The organism is Streptomyces sp. NPDC021622, from assembly GCF_040640795.1.
Taxonomy (GTDB): Bacteria; Actinomycetota; Actinomycetes; order Streptomycetales; family Streptomycetaceae; genus Streptomyces.
Window position 1 is genome coordinate 33,091 of sequence record NZ_JBFACK010000024.1, and the last position, 16,072, is coordinate 49,162.

At 71.5% G+C, this 16,072-nt stretch carries 17 protein-coding genes and 2 pseudogenes; 7 read left to right on the forward strand and 12 right to left on the reverse strand.

The annotated features are described in order from the left end of the window. Positions 1-5 precede the first annotated feature (5 nt). Entirely contained in the window at positions 6-821 is an 816-nt protein-coding gene (locus AB0G47_RS36340; protein WP_360778886.1) for a Gfo/Idh/MocA family oxidoreductase, read from the forward strand. On the opposite strand, the gene AB0G47_RS36345 is transcribed toward AB0G47_RS36340, so the two are convergent. Then, on the reverse strand, positions 757-2,211 hold the full coding sequence (locus AB0G47_RS36345) for a glyceraldehyde-3-phosphate dehydrogenase (RefSeq protein WP_360778889.1): 1,455 nt from the start codon (positions 2,209-2,211) through the stop codon (positions 757-759). The genes AB0G47_RS36340 and AB0G47_RS36345 overlap by 65 nt on opposite strands. 94 nt (positions 2,212-2,305) lie before the next feature. Then, positions 2,306-2,848 (reverse strand): FABP family protein, encoded by a 543-nt coding sequence (locus tag AB0G47_RS36350; protein WP_360778892.1) that lies wholly within the window; start codon positions 2,846-2,848, stop codon positions 2,306-2,308. A 150-nt stretch (positions 2,849-2,998) separates the two neighbouring features. Here AB0G47_RS36350 and AB0G47_RS36355 point away from each other — a divergent pair, with 150 nt between their 5' ends. Next, complete coding sequence (locus tag AB0G47_RS36355; RefSeq protein WP_360778895.1) at positions 2,999-4,480, forward strand: amidase family protein; 1,482 nt, start codon at positions 2,999-3,001, stop codon at positions 4,478-4,480. Positions 4,481-4,521: 41 nt separating this feature from the next. Continuing rightward, positions 4,522-4,917 (forward strand): TOBE domain-containing protein, encoded by a 396-nt coding sequence (locus AB0G47_RS36360; RefSeq protein ID WP_360778898.1) that lies wholly within the window; start codon positions 4,522-4,524, stop codon positions 4,915-4,917. Here AB0G47_RS36360 and AB0G47_RS36365 read toward each other — a convergent pair. Beyond that, complete coding sequence (locus tag AB0G47_RS36365; RefSeq protein WP_360778901.1) at positions 4,914-5,408, reverse strand: molybdopterin-dependent oxidoreductase; 495 nt, start codon at positions 5,406-5,408, stop codon at positions 4,914-4,916. The two genes, AB0G47_RS36360 and AB0G47_RS36365, sit on opposite strands and share 4 nt — an antisense overlap. Positions 5,409-5,706: 298 nt before the next feature. On the opposite strand from AB0G47_RS36365, the gene AB0G47_RS36370 reads away from it, so the two are divergent. After that, entirely contained in the window at positions 5,707-7,011 is a 1,305-nt protein-coding gene (locus tag AB0G47_RS36370; protein WP_360778904.1) for a phytase, read from the forward strand. Between the two features lie 7 nt (positions 7,012-7,018). Here the strand turns inward: AB0G47_RS36370 and AB0G47_RS36375 are convergent, their stop codons facing one another. Then, positions 7,019-8,680, reverse strand: a complete 1,662-nt coding sequence (locus AB0G47_RS36375) for a penicillin-binding transpeptidase domain-containing protein (RefSeq protein ID WP_360778907.1) — start codon at positions 8,678-8,680, stop codon at positions 7,019-7,021. An 86-nt stretch (positions 8,681-8,766) separates the two neighbouring features. On the opposite strand from AB0G47_RS36375, the gene AB0G47_RS36380 reads away from it, so the two are divergent. Then, positions 8,767-9,735 (forward strand): LysR family transcriptional regulator, encoded by a 969-nt coding sequence (locus tag AB0G47_RS36380; RefSeq protein WP_360778910.1) that lies wholly within the window; start codon positions 8,767-8,769, stop codon positions 9,733-9,735. Beyond that, positions 9,732-10,622: a serine hydrolase gene (locus AB0G47_RS36385; RefSeq protein ID WP_360778913.1), complete on the forward strand. Its 891-nt coding sequence runs from the start codon at positions 9,732-9,734 to the stop codon at positions 10,620-10,622. Before AB0G47_RS36380 ends, AB0G47_RS36385 begins: the two co-directional genes overlap by 4 nt. Here AB0G47_RS36385 and AB0G47_RS36390 read toward each other — a convergent pair. After that, a pseudogene (locus tag AB0G47_RS36390) lies at positions 10,606-10,833 on the reverse strand (aldo/keto reductase); the annotation flags it as partial. The gene AB0G47_RS36385 and the pseudogene AB0G47_RS36390 overlap by 17 nt on opposite strands. 5 nt (positions 10,834-10,838) lie before the next feature. Here AB0G47_RS36390 and AB0G47_RS36395 point away from each other — a divergent pair. Then, a pseudogene (locus tag AB0G47_RS36395) lies at positions 10,839-11,054 on the forward strand (helix-turn-helix domain-containing protein); the annotation flags it as partial. A 13-nt stretch (positions 11,055-11,067) separates the two neighbouring features. Here the strand turns inward: AB0G47_RS36395 and AB0G47_RS36400 are convergent. The 7 genes from AB0G47_RS36400 to AB0G47_RS36430 form a co-directional block, all read right to left on the reverse strand. Then, positions 11,068-12,168 carry a sulfite oxidase gene (locus AB0G47_RS36400; RefSeq protein WP_360778916.1) on the reverse strand — a complete coding sequence of 367 codons (1,101 nt, stop codon included), beginning with the start codon at positions 12,166-12,168 and terminating at the stop codon, positions 11,068-11,070. Between the two features lie 63 nt (positions 12,169-12,231). After that, entirely contained in the window at positions 12,232-12,510 is a 279-nt protein-coding gene (locus AB0G47_RS36405) for a hypothetical protein (protein WP_360778919.1), read from the reverse strand. 150 nt (positions 12,511-12,660) lie between these two features. Continuing rightward, positions 12,661-13,467, reverse strand: a complete 807-nt coding sequence (locus AB0G47_RS36410) for an alpha/beta hydrolase (RefSeq protein ID WP_360778922.1) — start codon at positions 13,465-13,467, stop codon at positions 12,661-12,663. A 74-nt stretch (positions 13,468-13,541) separates the two neighbouring features. After that, the gene (locus AB0G47_RS36415) at positions 13,542-14,327 is read right to left on the reverse strand and encodes an SAM-dependent methyltransferase (RefSeq protein ID WP_360778925.1); all 786 of its coding nucleotides are present in this window, start codon (positions 14,325-14,327) and stop codon (positions 13,542-13,544) included. 16 nt (positions 14,328-14,343) lie between these two features. Further along, positions 14,344-14,940, reverse strand: a complete 597-nt coding sequence (locus tag AB0G47_RS36420; RefSeq protein WP_360778927.1) for a hypothetical protein — start codon at positions 14,938-14,940, stop codon at positions 14,344-14,346. Beyond that, complete coding sequence (locus AB0G47_RS36425; RefSeq protein WP_360778930.1) at positions 14,937-15,260, reverse strand: metal-binding protein; 324 nt, start codon at positions 15,258-15,260, stop codon at positions 14,937-14,939. Before AB0G47_RS36425 ends, AB0G47_RS36420 begins: the two co-directional genes overlap by 4 nt. Continuing rightward, positions 15,257-15,988: a 2OG-Fe(II) oxygenase gene (locus tag AB0G47_RS36430; RefSeq protein WP_360778933.1), complete on the reverse strand. Its 732-nt coding sequence runs from the start codon at positions 15,986-15,988 to the stop codon at positions 15,257-15,259. The genes AB0G47_RS36425 and AB0G47_RS36430 overlap by 4 nt, the downstream gene beginning before the upstream one ends. Positions 15,989-16,072 lie beyond the last annotated feature (84 nt).

A 16,072-nucleotide genomic window follows, 5' to 3' on the forward strand; every position in this document is an offset into this window, starting at 1 on the left:
GCGCCGTGGTGGGCCTCGGCGCCCGCGCCCAACTCTTCACCGAGGCACTCGCAGGCCCCTACGCGGACCGGATCGAGTTGGCCGGCTTCTGCGACGTCAACGCGCACCGCATGACCGTCCACAACGACTGGATCGCGGTCGACCACCCCGGCCGGCCACCCGTGCCGGCGTACGCCGCCGAGGACTTCGATGAGATGCTGCGCCGCGAGCGGATCGACCTCGTCGTCGTCTGCACCGTCGACCACCTCCACGACCGGTACATCGTCCGCGCCCTCGAAGCGGGCTGCGACGTGGTCACCGAGAAGCCGATGACCACGAGCGCCGACCGCGCCCGCCGCATCCTCGACACCGAGCGCCGCACCGGCCGCGAGGTCCGCGTCGCCTTCAACTACCGCTACAACCCAGTGCATTCGGCCGTGCGCGAGCTGCTCGCGGGCGGCGAGATCGGCGACATCGGCTCGGTCCACTTCGAGTGGCTGCTCGATCTGCGGCACGGCGCGGACTACTTCCGCCGCCGGCACCGGAACAAGGCCAACTCCGGCCGCCTGATGGTGCACAAGGCGACCCACCACTTCGACCTGGTCAGCTGGCGGCTCGGCACCGAGCCCGAGACGGTGTACGCGCAGGGCGGGCTCTTCTTCTACTGCGCGGAGGCTGGGCCGCCTGAACGACGACGGTCCGGTGCCCCGCAGCGCGGGACACCGGACCGGTCGTGCTTCGGGCCTTCGGCCCCCGTGGGCCTCAGGGCCTGCTGGATCAGACCTGCGGGACCGGGAAGGTCGGGTACTCCACCCCGGAGACGGTCTGGACGACCCGGATGACCTGGCACGAGTAGCCGAACTCGTTGTCGTACCAGAGGTAGAGGATCGCGTTGTCGCCGTCGACCTTGGTGGCACCGGCGTCGACGATCGAGGCGTGACGCGAGCCGACGAAGTCCATGGAGACGGCGTCGGGGGCGGTGGTGAAGTCGATCTGGCGCTTGAGCGGCGAGTGCAGTGAGACGTCACGGAGGTAGTCGAGGACTTCCTCGCGGCTGGTCTCGCGGCCCAGGCGCAGGCTCAGGATGGCGATCGAGACGTCCGGGACGGGGACGCGGATCGAGCTGCCGGTGATCGGCGCCTTGAGGTCGGGCAGCGCCTTGGCGACGGCGGAGGCCGCGCCGGTCTCGGTGATGACCATGTTCAGCGGCGCGGAACGGCCGCGGCGGTCGGCCTTGTGGTAGTTGTCCAGCAGGTTCTGGTCGTTCGTGAACGAGTGGACGGTCTCCACGTGGCCGCGCAGCACGCCGTACTCGTCGTCCATGGCCTTCAGCGGCGGGACGATCGCGTTCGTGGTGCACGAGGCGCAGGACAGGATCTGCTCGTCGGGCTTGATCGTGTCGTGGTTGACGCCGTGGACGATGTTCGGGACGTCGCCCTTGCCCGGAGCGGTCAGGACGACCTTGTCGATGCCGGGGCGCAGGTGCTTGGAGAGACCCTCGCGGTCGCGCCACTTGCCCGTGTTGTCGATGAGGATGGCGTCCTTGATGCCGTACGCCGTGTAGTCGACCTCGGACGGGTCGTTGGCGTAGATCACCTTGATCGCGTTGCCGTTGGCGAGGATCGTGCTGGTCGCCTCGTCGACGGTGATCGTGCCCTGGAACTGGCCGTGGATCGAGTCGCGGCGCAGCAGCGAGGCGCGCTTGACGATGTCCTCGGCGGCCCGGTCGCCTCCACCGCGTACGACGATGGCGCGCAGCCGCAGTCCGTTGCCGGAGCCGGCCTTCTCGATGAGCAGGCGGGCGACGAGGCGGCCGATACGGCCGAAGCCGTAGAGGACGACGTCGCGGCCCTCCTGGCACTCGATCTTGTTGGCACCCGTGGCACCGGCGACGGCCTCGGCGGTGAACGCCTCCACCGTCAGACCGCGGTCGTCGGACTTGTACGTCGCGGCGAGCATGCCGATGTCGATCTGGGACGGGCCGAGATCGAGCGTGGTGAGGGCCTGCAGGAACGGCAGCGTCTCGGTGACCGAGAGCTCCTCACCGGCTATCTGCCGGGCGAAGCGGTGCGTCTTCAGAATGCTGACCACCGACTTGTTCACCAAGGAGCGGCTGTGCAGCAGGATCGTCACGTCCCGCTCACGGTGCAGCTTCCCGATGATCGGGATCATCGACTCCGCGATCTCCTCGCGGTTTTTCCAGTTGGTGAACGAGTCGTCATTGACAGTCACAGGTTTATCTTTCGAGCTAGGCGGCGCTCATATGGTAACCCCTGGTCACTTTGATCTTTCCATGGGGTAGGTCACAGCGCCGCCCGCGCCCGCCCTACGGTTTGCGGCTCAGGTGTGCGGAGAGGTGGTGCTGCAGCGGCCGGCCGACCGCCGCGAGGTCGTGGACGAAGGTGAGTGCGCCGTCGTCGGTCAGGGTGTAGCGGCGGCGGGTGGCCTCGACCTCCTTGGCGGTGGGGGTGCGGGCCACGTCGCAGGTGGAGAGGTCGACGGTGCCGTCGGCGGCATGCCCGACCGCGATCTCCGCGATGCCGGTGGGCTGGGTGATCAGGGCCTCGACCCGGCCGTCGGGCTGCAGCCGCCACCAGCCGCTCTCCCGGGCCGACGGACGCAGCGGCGCGCCGTCGGCGTCGAGCAGCCAGGCCCGCGCCTCGTAGTGCAGGAAGGGGCGGCCGTCGTGGCTGAAGGTGACGTCCTGCGCGTACACGAAGTCACCGTCGAGCGTCGGGTACCCGCCCTCGCCACGGCCGTGCCAGGTCCCCAGGAACCCGAGCACGGGCGCGAGCAGGGCATGCGGCGCGGGCTTCTCCTCCGGTCCGTGGGCGTCGGGGTACGGGTACGCGGGTGCGGGGTCGAACACGGGGTGCGCTCCTGGGGTCGGGGTCGGTGCCTGGGGAAGCCTAGGGCTGCGGTCCACCCCGTGGCGGGAAGCAGCCGCCCCATTCCTCTGCCGACCGTCCACGATCTACGCTCCACGGGACCATGGGTTCCAACTCTCAGGGGGTACGCGGTGGAGTACGGCGACTACAGGGCTCACGACGCGGTCGGACTCGCCGAGTTGGTGGCCCGGGGCGAGGTCACGCCGGGCGAACTCCTGGAGGCGGCCGTCAGCCGTTCCGAGGCCGTGAACGGGAAGATCAACGCGATCATCCGGCCCATGCATGACATCGCCCGCGAGCGCGCCGCCCAGGAGCTCTCCGGGCCGCTCGCCGGAGTGCCGTTCCTGATCAAGGACTTGATGCAGGACTACGCGGGCCGGCCCACCGGACGCGGCTCGCGCGCCACCCAGGCGGACGTGGCCGCCGAGCACAGTGAGGCGGTGCGGCGCTGGCTGGAGGCGGGACTGGTGATCTTCGGGCAGACCAATGTCCCCGAGTTCGGCATCAAGGGCATCACCGAGCCGGAGGTCACGGGCGCGACCCGCAACCCCTGGAACCTCGCCCACACGCCGGGCGGTTCGTCCGGAGGCTCCGCCGCGGCGGTGGCCGCGGGCATCGTCCCTGCGGCCGGGGCGAACGACGGCGGCGGCTCGATCCGCATCCCCGCCGCGTGCTGCGGCCTGTTCGGCCTCAAGCCGGGGCGCGGCCTTGTACCCGCGGGTCCCGGCCACGCCGAGCTCCTGATGGGCGCCGCGAGCAACGGCGTCGTCTCCCGTACGGTCCGCGACAGCGCGGCCCTCCTGGACACGCTCACCACCCGCCCCGATGCAGGCGGGCCGTTCCTTGCCGCGCGCCCCGACACCACGTACGCGGAACTGGCCCGCCGCACGCCCGGCAGGCTCCGCATCGGTGTCAGCACCCGCTCCCCCATCGGCACCCCCGTGGCCCGGGAGGCGGTCGAGGCCGTCGACCTCGCCGTGAAGCTGCTCACCGGGCTCGGGCACGATGTCGAGGAGGCCGAGCCGCACATCGACGGGGTGCGTCTGGCCGACGACTTCATGTCGATGTACGCGGTGGCGGAGGCCGCGACCATGGCGGAGATCAAGCACCGCACCGGCGCCGAGGACGACCGGTTCGAACTCGACACCCGTCTGATCGCCGCTGCGGGCAACGCGGTGAGCGCGACGGAGTACACCATCAGGCACGCCCGCTGGAACACCTACAACCGCCGCCTCGCCGCCTTCCACGAGCGTTACGACCTGCTGCTCACCCCGACCCTTGGCCGTGCGCCGGTCCGCGTCGGCGAGCTGGACACGCCGTGGCTGACGCGGAAGGTCGGTGCGGGGCTGCTGAAGGCGGGCATGGCGGGCCGGCTCAGCAAGACCCGGCTGTGGAGGCGGGCGGTGGTGGAGAACCTGGCTCCGAACCCCTTCACGCAGCTCGCCAACATCACCGGCCGCCCGGCCATGTCGGTGCCGCTCTACCGCACGCCGCAAGGTCTGCCCCTGGGCGTGCAGTTCGTGGGCCCGCTGGGCGGCGAGGGGCCGCTGCTCGCCCTGGCCACCCAGCTCGAAGGGGCCGCGCCGTGGGCACACTTGGAGCCCCCGCTGTGACCTGCCGCGGCACCCGGCCGACGCCCGGCTAGAGTTCCGCCGTGCCGACGTACAGCATTGGTCAGGCCGCGCGCCTGCTGGGAGTGAGTTCGGAGACCATCCGCCGGTGGGCCGACGGCGGGCGGCTCTCGATGGAGCGGGACGGCTCGGGGAACCGGGCGATCGACGGCGTGGGCCTCGCGCGGTTCGCCGTGGAGCGGGCGCAGGGCCAGGGACCCGATGACGACGCGCCGCAGACGTCGGTGCGCAATGCCCTCACGGGGATCGTCACGGCCGTGCGGTCCGACGGTGTCGTCGCCCAGGTGGAGATCCAGTCGGGTCCGCACCGGCTCGTGTCGATGGTGACCCAGGAGGCGGTCGAGGAGCTGGATCTCGCGGTCGGGGTCACCGTCACCGCACGCGTCAAGTCGACGAACGTACACGTCGACCGGCCCTAGGACGCGACGGCTTCGCGCTCTTCGTCGGGGGGCGCGTAACGGCCGTCCACATGAATGGCCTGGATGCCGCTGATGTGACGGCCCCCGCAGCGGTCCTGGGGCAGGACCAGCTGCGGGCCGGCGCGGTCGAGCGGGGTGTCGTCGATGCCGACGGCGAGCAAGACGGGGGCCCGGCCGAAGTCGGGGTCGATCTCGGCCCAGGACAGCAGGCCGTGATGGCCGTCCGCGCCCGTCACCGCGATCAGGAACCGCAGCCGGTCCTTGCGCCGCGCCGGGTCGAAGCCCGGCCCGGCGTCGGACAGCACGTCGTGCAGCAGCGGCCCCTCGAAGAGGTGGTGCCGCATGCCGCTCGTGGCGCACTCGAAGCTGACCCGCACCCGATGCTGCGGCCAGGCGAGCAGATCGGCCACCGTCAGCCGGGCCGGACGCGCGACGTCACCGGTGAGGGCGAGCTCTGCCACTGGTCCTGCGGCCGTGAGGGACTGACTCACTGGCTACCACCTCCCGCAGGACCGTACCCGGACAGCGGCCTATCGGAAACGCAGATGCCCATACGTTCCTGAATTCAGCTCAGTGGATGGGATGGAGCAGGCATCAGATGCCTCTCATTTGCGCACAGTCACGCATCCCCCTGCTGTCGACGCGGACCCATGCCCCGAATTCCCCAAGTGCCGCTCCAGCGCCGCCCGTTCACGTCCCGCACACGACCAGGACGCGTTACCTCCGGGCAAGACTTCACCCACGGGCCGCACACTCTCCCTGCCTCTCCGACATGAAGGAGTCCCCCACGTGGTCACGTCCCACAGCGCACGGCCGGCACGGCTCGCGCTCGTCACTGCGGTCGCGGCGCTCGCCGCCACCGTCGTGCCCTTCCAGGCCCTGGCCGCCTCGCCGCTGCCCACCGTCACGCCGCGCTCCGAGACCCCCGCGCTGCACGACGACGAGGCGGGCGGTGACGCCGACGCGGACGACCCGGCGATCTGGCGCAACGCCGCCGACCCGGGGCGCAGCCTGGTGATCGGCACCGCCAAGCAGGGCGGTCTGCGCGTGTACGACCTGGACGCGCGCGAGGTGCAGTCGGTGCCCGCGCCCGCCGCTCCGGGCCCCGATCACGCGCCCGGCCGATTCAACAACGTCGACCTCGTGCACGGTCTGCGGCTGTCATCGGGCCGAGCCGACCTGGCCGTCACCAGTGACCGTGGCAGCGACCGGCTGCGCTTCTACCGCATCGACCGCGACCGCACCGGTGGCCCCCTCACCGACGTCACGGACCCTGCCGCGGCCCCGGTCTTCTCCTCATCGCAGGCCGAGATCGACGAGCAGCGCACCGCGTACGGCCTCGCCACCTGGACCGACAAGGCAACCGGCCGCTCCTACGCCCTGGTCAGCCGCCGCGAGCGCACCGGCATCGCACTGCTCGAGCTCACGCCCGGTCCCGGCGGCACGGTCGGCTATCGCAAGATCCGCACCCTCGACCTTCCCGCCGACTTCCGTCTGCCCAACGGGAGTTCGTGGTCCTCCTGCGGCGAGCCAGGTGAACTCCCGCAGGTGGAGGGCATGGTGGTCGACGCGGCCACCGGCACGCTGTACGCGGGCCAGGAGGACGTCGGCATCTGGCGGCTGCCCGCCGACCTGACCGGCAAGCCGCAACTCATCGACAAGGTCCGTGAGTTCGGCGTCCCGGGAACGTACGACGAAGAGACCGAGGAGTGCACCCCGGGCGCCGACCCGGGCTACGGCGGCACCCGCATCTCCGCCGACGTCGAGGGCCTGACCCTGGTGAACGAGCAGGACGGCGACGGCTACCTCCTGGCCTCAAGCCAGGGCGACAACACCTTCGCCGCATACGACCGCGAGGTGTCCGACGCCAACGAGTACGAGGGCGGATTCCGCGTCACCGCCGCCCCGTCCGGCGTCGACGGCTCGGAGGAGTGCGACGGCGCCGCCGCGCTGAACGCCCCGCTGGGCTCCCGGTACCCGAACGGGCTGCTCGTCGTGCAGGACGGCCACGACGCCCCCGGGGACGGCGAACGCCCTTCCACCAACTTCAAGTTCGTGGATCTCGGTGACGTACTGGACGCCGTCGACGACTGACCGCGCGCTACGACGTCGGCGGCGTCCCGTCGTCGGGAACGGATGCCAGCAGGCTGCGCACGACGGGGCCCGCGGACCGGCCGCCGGTGACTCCCTTCTCGACGACGCAGGCGATGGCGACATTGCCCCGGCGGGCCACCAGCCAGCCGTTGTTGGGGGTGCCATCGGCGACCTCGGCCGTACCGGTCTTGGCCCCGATGTCGCCGGGCAGGTCGGAGAGGAGGTCGGCCGTGCCGTCGGTGACGGTGGCGCGCATCATCGTCCGCAGGTCGCCGACCACCTTCTTGGGCAGGTCCGTGGTGGTCGTGGTGTCCTTCGAGCCGCGTACGAGAGTCGGCTGGCGGAACGTCCCGGATGCGGCGGTCGCCGTCACGGATGCCATGATCAGCGGGTTGGCGAGGACCCGGCCCTGCCCGATCATCGATGCGGCCTTCTCCGTCTCGTCACGGGGCTCGGGCACCGAGCCGTCGAACGACGGGACGCCGGTGTGCCATTCCTGGCCGACGCCGAAGTACTTGCCCGCGACATCGCCCATCTCACGGTCGCCGAGCTTGCCGCGCAGGCTGATGAAGGCGGTGTTGCACGACTCGGTGAAGTCCTCCAGGAAGCTGGCGCCGCGGTGCTCGGAGGTCTCCACGTTGTGGAACTCCTTGCCGACGGTCAGGTACTTGGGGCAGTCCACGGTGTCGTCCGGCGCGACGTCGCCCTTGAGCAGCAGCGCGCTGGTCGTCACGATCTTCCAGGTGGAGCCGGGCGCGTAGGTGCCGGAGACGGCGCGGTTGAAGCCGGCCGGCGAATTGGCCACGGCCAGGATCTCGCCGTTGTCGACCCGCAGGGCGACCAGCGCGGCGTCCTTGCCGCCGGTCTCGTCGGCGAGCGCCTTCTCGGCCGCGGCCTGCCAGGCGGGGTCGATCGTGGTCCGCACCGCCTCGTCGGCGGGACGGGACGGCTTCTTGCCGAAGGTGACCTCCGTCTTCCTGACGTCCCCGGAGGTCCGGTCGACGAGGTGGATCGCGCCGTGCGGTCCGGCCCCGGACGCCACGGCGACCTCGGAGAGGACCGGGGCGAGGGATGGGTGAGTGTCGGCCGACAGGGCCTTGCCGTCGCGGTCGACGGCGCCCGGCCCTTCGGTGTCCTCGCGCTCCAGCCGGAACTTCTCGCTGCCGCTCAGGTGCGGGTGCACGAGCGAAAGGCGCCAGTCCACCCTCCATCGGCCGTTCTGCTCGCGCAGGGGCAGTTGTGATGTGTACGTCCAGGTGCCGAGGCCCTTCACGGGCATCTTGGCGGTGAAGGGGACGGCGACGGTGCCGTTCTCCGCAAGCTTCGCCTTGGCCGCTGACGCGTTCAGGGCGGGCTTGCTGATGTCGAGCCCGGCGGTGAAGTTGCGCAGCACCTGCTGTGCCTCGCCGGGCTTGGTGGTGCGCGCCCCCGCTTCCGGCAGGCGGCCGCCCGCCCAGTCGGCGAGGAAGGCGCGCGCCTGGGTCAGGGCCGCCGGATCGGGGCCGTCAGGACCGGAGTCGAAGGGACCGAGGTCGGCGGCGTAGGCCCCGCCCGCGACGACGGCGAGCGCCACGGCCGCCGCGACGGCGGCCCGCAGCGCCTTGCGCGGTCTACGGCGGTAGGTGGTGACGGATGGAGTGGCGGAGGGCCGGTGGCCTGTATCGGTCATGCCAGGCAGGAGAGCAGCCGCTCGTCACGCATGTCCAAGTTCCCTATCAATCTCACATTGATACAGATGAGATATCGTTGCTGCTCATGGACCTGGTGCGGCACCTGGAGTGCTTTGTGGCTGTTGCAGAAGAGTCACACTTCGGCCGCGCCGCCACCCGTCTCGGGATGGCCCAGCCCCCGCTGTCGCAGCGCATCCAGCGTCTGGAGCGCGAGTTGGGGGTACGTCTCTTCGATCGCACCAGCAGGCAGGTGACGATCACCAAGGCAGGGGTGCTGCTCCTCGACGAGGCCCGTGCGCTCCTTGCGCGATCCGATGCCCTGATGGCCACCGCCCGCCGTATCCGGGACGGGGAGAGCGGGCTGCTGCGGGCCGGCCTCTCGGCCGACATCGGCGGGGAGACGGTGGCCGCGATCATGGCGGACTTCCGGCAGCGGCACGTCGGCGTGGAGCTGGAGCTGGAGCTGCATGAGCTGTCCACCGCCCAGCAGTTGGCCCGGTTCGCCTCGCACGACCTGGACGTCGGGCTCATCCACCACCCGTGCGACATCACGGGGCTCGAACTGGGGCCTGTGCTCCGCCGCGAGCTTGGCGTGCTGTTGTCGCGCGCCGCGCCGCAGGCCGCGCTCGGCGAGATTCCGCTGGCCTCCCTCAGCGGATACGACCTGGTCCTCTTCCCCCGCGCCGGGGCGCCCGCGCTGCACGACGACATCCTGACCACCTGCGCGCGGGGCGGCTACTCCCCCGCCACCGTCCGGCACGGCCAGGGATCCAGCTTCGTGCGGGGCCTGGTCCTCTCGGCGAACGCGGTCGCCTTCAGCCCCCGGGACGTCCACCCCTCCGGCGACCGGGACCCGGACGTCGTCTGGCGCCCCCTCACCGGTGCACCCCTGGCCTGGCGGCACTCCGTCGCCTGGCCGCAGGGGCACCGGGACTCCGCCGTCAGCACCTTCGCGGACGCGGCGACGCGCGCCCTGCGCGACACCGCGGGGGCGAGCGCCGACCCGCCGTCGCGACCTCTCCACCTGCGCCCCGCATCGGAGTTCTGGCTGTGAACGACACCCTCAACCGCATCCGCACGGCCTTCGCCGAAGCCGGCGTCACCGGCTGGCTGCACGCCTGCGACATCGACTCCGGCGCGGAGATCGACGCCGGCGGCGACCATCCGGTCGTCACGGCGAGCGTCCACAAGCTCTGTCTCCTTGTCGCCCTCCACCAGCGGGCCGCGGCCGGCGTCCTCGACCTCACCGAGCAGGTGGAATGCCCGCTGACGGACCGCGCTCCCGGCGGGACCGGCCTCGCCGCCATGCTCGATCCCGTCCGTATGTCCCTGCGCGACCTGGCGTACTCGATGATGGCGGTCAGCGACAACGCGGCCGCCGACCTGCTGCTCGACCGGGTCGGCATCGACGCCGTCAACCGCGCGACCGCGGACCTCGGTCTGAGCCGCACCCGGGCGCTGCACACCTTCGGCGGACTCCTGGCCACCCTCAGGGAAGACACGGGTCCTGGCGGTTCCCAAGTCCTGACGGACCCTCATGTCATCGGCAGGCTACGGGCGTTGGACCCCGCCCGGTCCAATCGCAGCACCCCGCGCGAGATGACCCGGCTGCTCGGCGCGGTCTGGCGTGACGAGGCCTGCACGGCCGAGCACGGGGCGGCCATCCGCCGGATCCTCGGCCTGCAGGTGTGGCCGCACCGGATGGCCTCCGGCTTCCCCTTCGACGACGTACACGTGGCGGGCAAGACCGGCAGCCTGCCGACGCTGCGCAACGAGGTCGGCGTCATCGAGTACCCCGACGGCGGCCGGTACGCGGTCGCCGTGTTCACCCGCGCCGCCGCCACGGCCGCCGTCCTGCCCGCGGCCGACGCGGTCATCGGCACGACGGCCCGGATCGCCGTCGACGCGATCCGGGCCGCGGGCGTCACCAGGACGGCATGATCGACTCCGGGTAGCGGGACCCCGCGCCGCCGTGCGGCAAGATCTCCTGGACACGGGCCAGGTCCGCCGGTGTGAGCGTGAGGTCCGCCGCCGCGACATTCTGCTCCAGCCGCCGTGGATCACGCGTCCCCGGGATCGGCACGATGTCGTCACCCTGGGCCAGGAGCCAGGCGAGCGCCAGTTGGGTGACGGACGCGCCCTTGGCTTCGGCGCACCGCCACCCTGCACCGCCACTTCAAGGCCGCCACCGGGATGAGCCCGCTGCGGCTGCAGGAGGCGCGCCGGCTGCTGGTCGCCGGAGACGCCACGGCCGTACAGGCCGCGCAGGCCGTCGGGTACGTGAGCGCGACTCAGTTCAACCGCGAATACCGGCGTGCCTTCGGGCTGCCGCCCGCGCAGGACGCGACCCGGCTGCGTGCCTCGGGTCGATGAGTCGATGAGTCAATCAGCAGCACAGGACCGGGACGCGTTGCACGACGTTGTTGCCGAAGCCTCCCCGGTTCCAGGGCTGTTCGAGGGGCTGGGTGTTGCCGTCGGCGTCGGATGCCCGGACGGTCAGGGTGTGCCAGCCCGCCGTCGCGTGCCATGTGGTGTGCCAGGCCTGCCATCCCCAGAGGTGCGGGCCCCGTCCCGCGACCTCGGTGTCGGTCCAGGTGCGGCCGTCGTCGGTGCTGACCTCGACCCGGGTGACCGGCCCGTATCCCGACCAGGCGCGTCCCGCAAGATCGACGGGTCCTGGGCGCACGACCCGTACGCGTGACATGAAGTCCGGGAAGCCGGGCGGGACCAGCAGGGCGCGCGGGGCGATCCGGGTGACGGGCTCGCCGGGTTCGTCGGGAGACTGCCGGAGCCGGTAGGCCACGGCCTGCTGGAAGCCGGTGAACGGGGTGTCGGTCAGTTCGATGTGGCGGAGCCATTTGACGTGCGCCATGCCGTACCAGCCGGGAACCACAAGCCGCAGCGGGTAGCCGTGCTGGGGCGGCAGCGGGCCGCCGTTCATCGCGTACGCGAGCAGTACGTCCGCGTCCACGGGGAGTTGCAGGCTGCGCCGGTAGTCCTGCTCGACGCCGCGCTCGACACCGTGGTCCGCGCCGGTGAAGACGGCCTCGACCGCGCCGCCCTCGACCCCCGCCGCCGCGAGCACCGACCGCAGCGGTACGCCCGTCCAGTCGGCAGTGCCCACCGCCTCCACCAGCCAGGGCTGGCTGACCGGGCGCGGGCTCAGCCGGGCGCGGCCGTTGCCCGCGCACTCCATCGTGACCCGGTGGGTGACGGCCGGCAGCGCCCGCAGTTCCGCGAGGCTCAGTTCCAGGGGCGTACGGACCTGTCCGCCGACGGAGAGCCGCCAGGTGTCCGCGTCGGCCGCGGGGATGTCGTAGTGGACCAGCACGTAGTGGAGGCCGGGCGGTGTGACGTCGTAGCGCAGCGCTTCCAGCGGCAGCCCGTGATTGCGTGCCGCCAGGCCCAGCTCTTCCTCGCTGATGCCCTCGTCGGCGGCGGCTACGCGTCCCGGTGTGCTGACATCACCGAGGGATGTCCGCTCCATGCCTCCATCGTCGCCCGTGCGGGCCGGGCCCGCACGGCAAACGGTCTCGCGTGACGGTCAGGCTCAGGGAATCCAGTAGTTGTGCACGGATTCCACCTTTGGCTGTCCGCCGGGACCGGACATGCCGAGTCCTTCGGCGACGGGCATCAGCTTCCCGGTGAACGCCTGCATGTGCTGCTCGGACTCCCAGAGGTCGTAGATGTCCAGGCCGTCGCTGCTCGGGACACAGACGTGGGCGATACAGCCGTCGAAGATCTCGGGCGTTTCCTGGAGCTTCGCGTTGAGGGCGTCGTACTGGTCGGTGGTGGTACCCGGGAGGGAGGCGTGCATGAAGATCGCCATGACGGCTGACTCCTTGTGTGACGAGGCGGTGCGGTGAAGGGCATGTGGGGGGACGCCGCGTGGCGGCCGCCGCTCCATGGCCAGCACAGCACGCCCGTACGCCGATGGCATCCGCAAGCGATCCTGCCGAGCACGGCGGGGCGCCGCTGATCAGGCGGCGCTCTTGGCGAAGTCGGCGATGTCCCGCACCACCCGTTCCGGCCTTTCCCAGTACACGGCATGCCCCGCGCCCTCGTAGACGATCAGCCGGGAGCCGATGACGGTGTCGAGGACCGTCTGTTGCTCCGCGCGCGTCACGATCGGGTCCTGGTCGCCCCAGACGGCCAGGGTGGGGACGAGGATCCCGGCCAGGGTCGCGCGCAGATCGGTTTCGAGGAGGCCGCGCAGCGTCTCCCGCCATACGCGGGCGGGTGCCTTCAGGTTCTCCTCGACGATGGTCTCCAGGAAACCGCGGGCGACGGGCTCGGCCGTCATGCCGAGCGCGAACCGCTCCACGAAGTCACGGTCCACCGGGTCCTCAAGGTCCCGTACGGCTTCCCAGAGCTCGGCGGCCGCGGGCTTGTCGGCGAGGGCGACCGGGACGCCCAGGAGTACGAGACCTGCCACCCGGTCGGGATAGCGGCCCGCGACGATGCGCGCCTGCACCCCTCCGCTCGATCCCCCGACGAGCACCGCGCGCTCGATCCCCACGCCGTCCATGAAGGCGACGAGGTCGGTGGCGAAGTCCTCGGGGAGATAGCCGTCCGCGGGCTTGTCGGCGTCTCCGTGGCCTCGCTGCGTGGGCGCGTACGCATGCAGCGAGGCGGGCATGCGCCGCAGCAGCGGCTCGAACGTCCACCAGGAGTCGACATAGCCGTGGACAAGGACGACCGGCACACCCGAGGGGCCGCCCACCTCGGCATACGGAAGGACGAGCCCCTCACGCAGCGCTGCCTTGTGCACGGCGATGGCCGGCATGACGCCCTCCTCACCTCTGATTCCAGCGTAAGGAAAGGCGGGCCGCGGGGCAGGTCGGGGGCTCCTCCCGTCCCTTACGGGACGCGGGCGACGCCCACGTAGAAGCCGCTCAACTCATCCTTCGGGGCGGGCGATTCCTGGTACCAGCGCGTCGCCGTCACCAGACCCGGGTCGACGAGCTCCAGGCCGTCGAAGAAGGGCTCGACCTCTTCGCGGCGCCGCATCCGCAGCGGCACCCGGCCCTCCCGGTAGGTGTTCTTGACGGACTCCACGAGCTCGGGATGCTCGTCGGTGGTGCCGTGCGAGAGGACCAGGTAGCTGCCGGACGGCAGGGCGTCCACAAGGGAGCGGGTGAGGGCGTACGGATCCTCGTCGTCGGTGATGAAGTGCAGCAGCGCGATGAGGGACAGGGCGACGGGTCTGCCGAAGTCCAGGAACTCGCGTGCGTGGTCGAGGATGGCCTCGGGCCTGCGCACATCCGCCTGGATGTAGTCCGTGGCGCCTTCCGGGGTGCTGACAAGGAGGGCTTCGGCGTGACGCAGCACGATGGGGTCGTTGTCGGCGTACACGACCCGGGAGGCGGGGGCGATCTCCTGGACGATCTGGTGCAGGTTCGGCGTGGTGGGGATGCCGGTGCCGATGTCGAGGAACTGGCGGATGCCGTGGTGCGCGAGCCAGGCGGCGGCACGGTGCATGAACGCGCGGTTCCGTGCCGCGTTGGCCCTCGCCTCGGGCGGCAGCTTCTCGCCCATCTCCTGATCGACCAGGTAGTTGTCCTTGCCGCCGAGCAGCCAGTCGTAGACGCGGGCCGGGTGGGGCTTGCTGGTGTCGATGAGGAGGTTGGCGTCTTCTGCGTTCATCGCCCGAGCGTACAGGTCAACCGTTCGAGCGGGGGGCGGAGTTGACCGGCGCGTATGAGGTGACCCATCCCCGGCGTACGTCCCAGGTGGCGCCGTCCGTGCTCGCACCGCGCAGCCCGTCGAGGACGCCAGGACCGGCGAGCGCGGGCAGCCGCGAGTCCGCGAGGGAGCCGAAGGCGTAGGTGCGGGCGGGGTCCCATGCGGTGGAGTGCCGCAGGCGTCGGGCGAGCTGGGCGAAGCCGAGGGGCGCGGCCGCCATCACCCAGGCGTGCGGCAGTTCGGCGGTCAGGCGGTTCGCGGCGCGCAGCCAGGAGGCGGCCGTCTCGGGCCAGTGCACCGTCGCGATGACCGTGCCGCCGCGTGCCGTCCAGGCGGCGGCGAACGCCCCGGCGGAGCTTCGGGAGGCCTGATCTCGGCTGTGCCCGATGACGACGGTCTCGATACGCGCCTTGGGGAGTCTCAACAGGCCGATGAGGGCTGCGAGTTCGGCTTCGGTGTGCGCGAGGGGGACGGGCAGGTCCGGGTGGGCGGCCAGTTCCGCTGCGGCGATGAGGGGTGAGCGGGAGTGCTCCCGTTCTTCGAGGATGCTCATGGTGCGGTCGCGGATGCTCATGGTGCGGTCGTGCCGCCTTCCGTGTGGGGAGTTCCGCCTGGGCTGTCGTCTGGGCCTGTCGTGTGGGCCTTCCATCGGGCGTACGAGGCGGGCAGGCAGACCGCGCACGGCCGGTGTCCGGCGGCGATCGCGGTCGCCTCGTCGGCGAAGAACACCCGGTGGGCGACGTAGTGGCCGCGGGCGATGGCGCGCAGCGCGGAGGGGCAGTCCAGGCGTCCGTACAGGCGCCCGCGCCGGTGTCCGCCCAGCGTGCCGGGCGTGCTGCTGCGATACGGCTTTCCGTCCGGGCCGCAGAGTGTGTACGCGCCCGGGGACTTCACGCCGCGTCGTGGAAGACCAGGCCGAGCGTGCGCCGCCGCCCGGAACGGACGGTGCTCACGCCGTGCCGCATAGGGGCGTTCGACCAGCCACGTTTGGAGGCCACGGGCCGGTCGCGGGTGGTGAAGATCAGGCCGTGTCCCCGCGGCAGCGTCGTGGCCGATCCGCGTGACTGGGCGCGTGCGCGCTGCTCGGTCATGAGGAACTCGCCGCCGGTGAAGTCAGTTCCGGGGGTGTCGAGGCCGATGACGACCTGGAGCGGGAAGAGCATGTCGCCGAACACGTCGCGGTGCAGGGCGTTCCAGTCGCCGGGGCCGTAACGCAGCAGGATCTGGGCGGACTTGGACTGGCCCGCCGCGTGGCACATCGCGACCCACTCCTCCAGGCTGTCCGGCCAGGGTGCGGCCTTCCCCAGCTTCTCGGCCCAGTCGCGGGCGACGGGCAGCAGCCGGGGGTAGAAGGCCTCCCTCAACTCCCGGACAAGATCGGGCAGTTCATGGGTGAAGTAACGGTACTGGCCGGAGCCGAAGCGGTGCCGGGCCATGTCGACGGTGGTGCGGAATCGGTCGGCGTCGTCGTACAGGGCGGCGAGCTCACGGCACTCCCCCGCGCTCAGGAGCGGGCCGGTGAGTGCGTGGCCGTGCGCGTCGAGCTCGGCGGTCAGCGCGGACCAGTCCCCCGCGTCGACACGTGACGTGACGCGGCTCGCGGGGCGCGTGGTGGCGGTCATGGTTCGGGTCCTTCGGGTTGCGGGGCGGGGCGTTCCCCGGCTTGCGGGGCGGGGCGTCCCCCGGCTCCGGCCGGGGCGTGGACG

Excerpts from the sequence above, each read along its gene's own strand:
- AB0G47_RS36380 (WP_360778910.1), top strand. The coding sequence starts at position 8,767 with ATGGACCTGGTGCGGCACCTGGAGTGCTTTGTGGCTGTTGCAGAAGAG.
- AB0G47_RS36430 (WP_360778933.1), bottom strand. The coding sequence starts at position 15,988 with ATGACCGCCACCACGCGCCCCGCGAGCCGCGTCACGTCACGTGTCGAC.
- AB0G47_RS36420 (WP_360778927.1), bottom strand. The coding sequence starts at position 14,940 with ATGAGCATCCGCGACCGCACCATGAGCATCCTCGAAGAACGGGAGCAC.
- AB0G47_RS36415 (WP_360778925.1), bottom strand. The coding sequence starts at position 14,327 with ATGAACGCAGAAGACGCCAACCTCCTCATCGACACCAGCAAGCCCCAC.
- AB0G47_RS36405 (WP_360778919.1), bottom strand. The coding sequence starts at position 12,510 with ATGGCGATCTTCATGCACGCCTCCCTCCCGGGTACCACCACCGACCAG.
- AB0G47_RS36375 (WP_360778907.1), bottom strand. The coding sequence starts at position 8,680 with ATGACCGATACAGGCCACCGGCCCTCCGCCACTCCATCCGTCACCACC.
- AB0G47_RS36400 (WP_360778916.1), bottom strand. The coding sequence starts at position 12,168 with ATGGAGCGGACATCCCTCGGTGATGTCAGCACACCGGGACGCGTAGCC.
- AB0G47_RS36410 (WP_360778922.1), bottom strand. The coding sequence starts at position 13,467 with ATGCCGGCCATCGCCGTGCACAAGGCAGCGCTGCGTGAGGGGCTCGTC.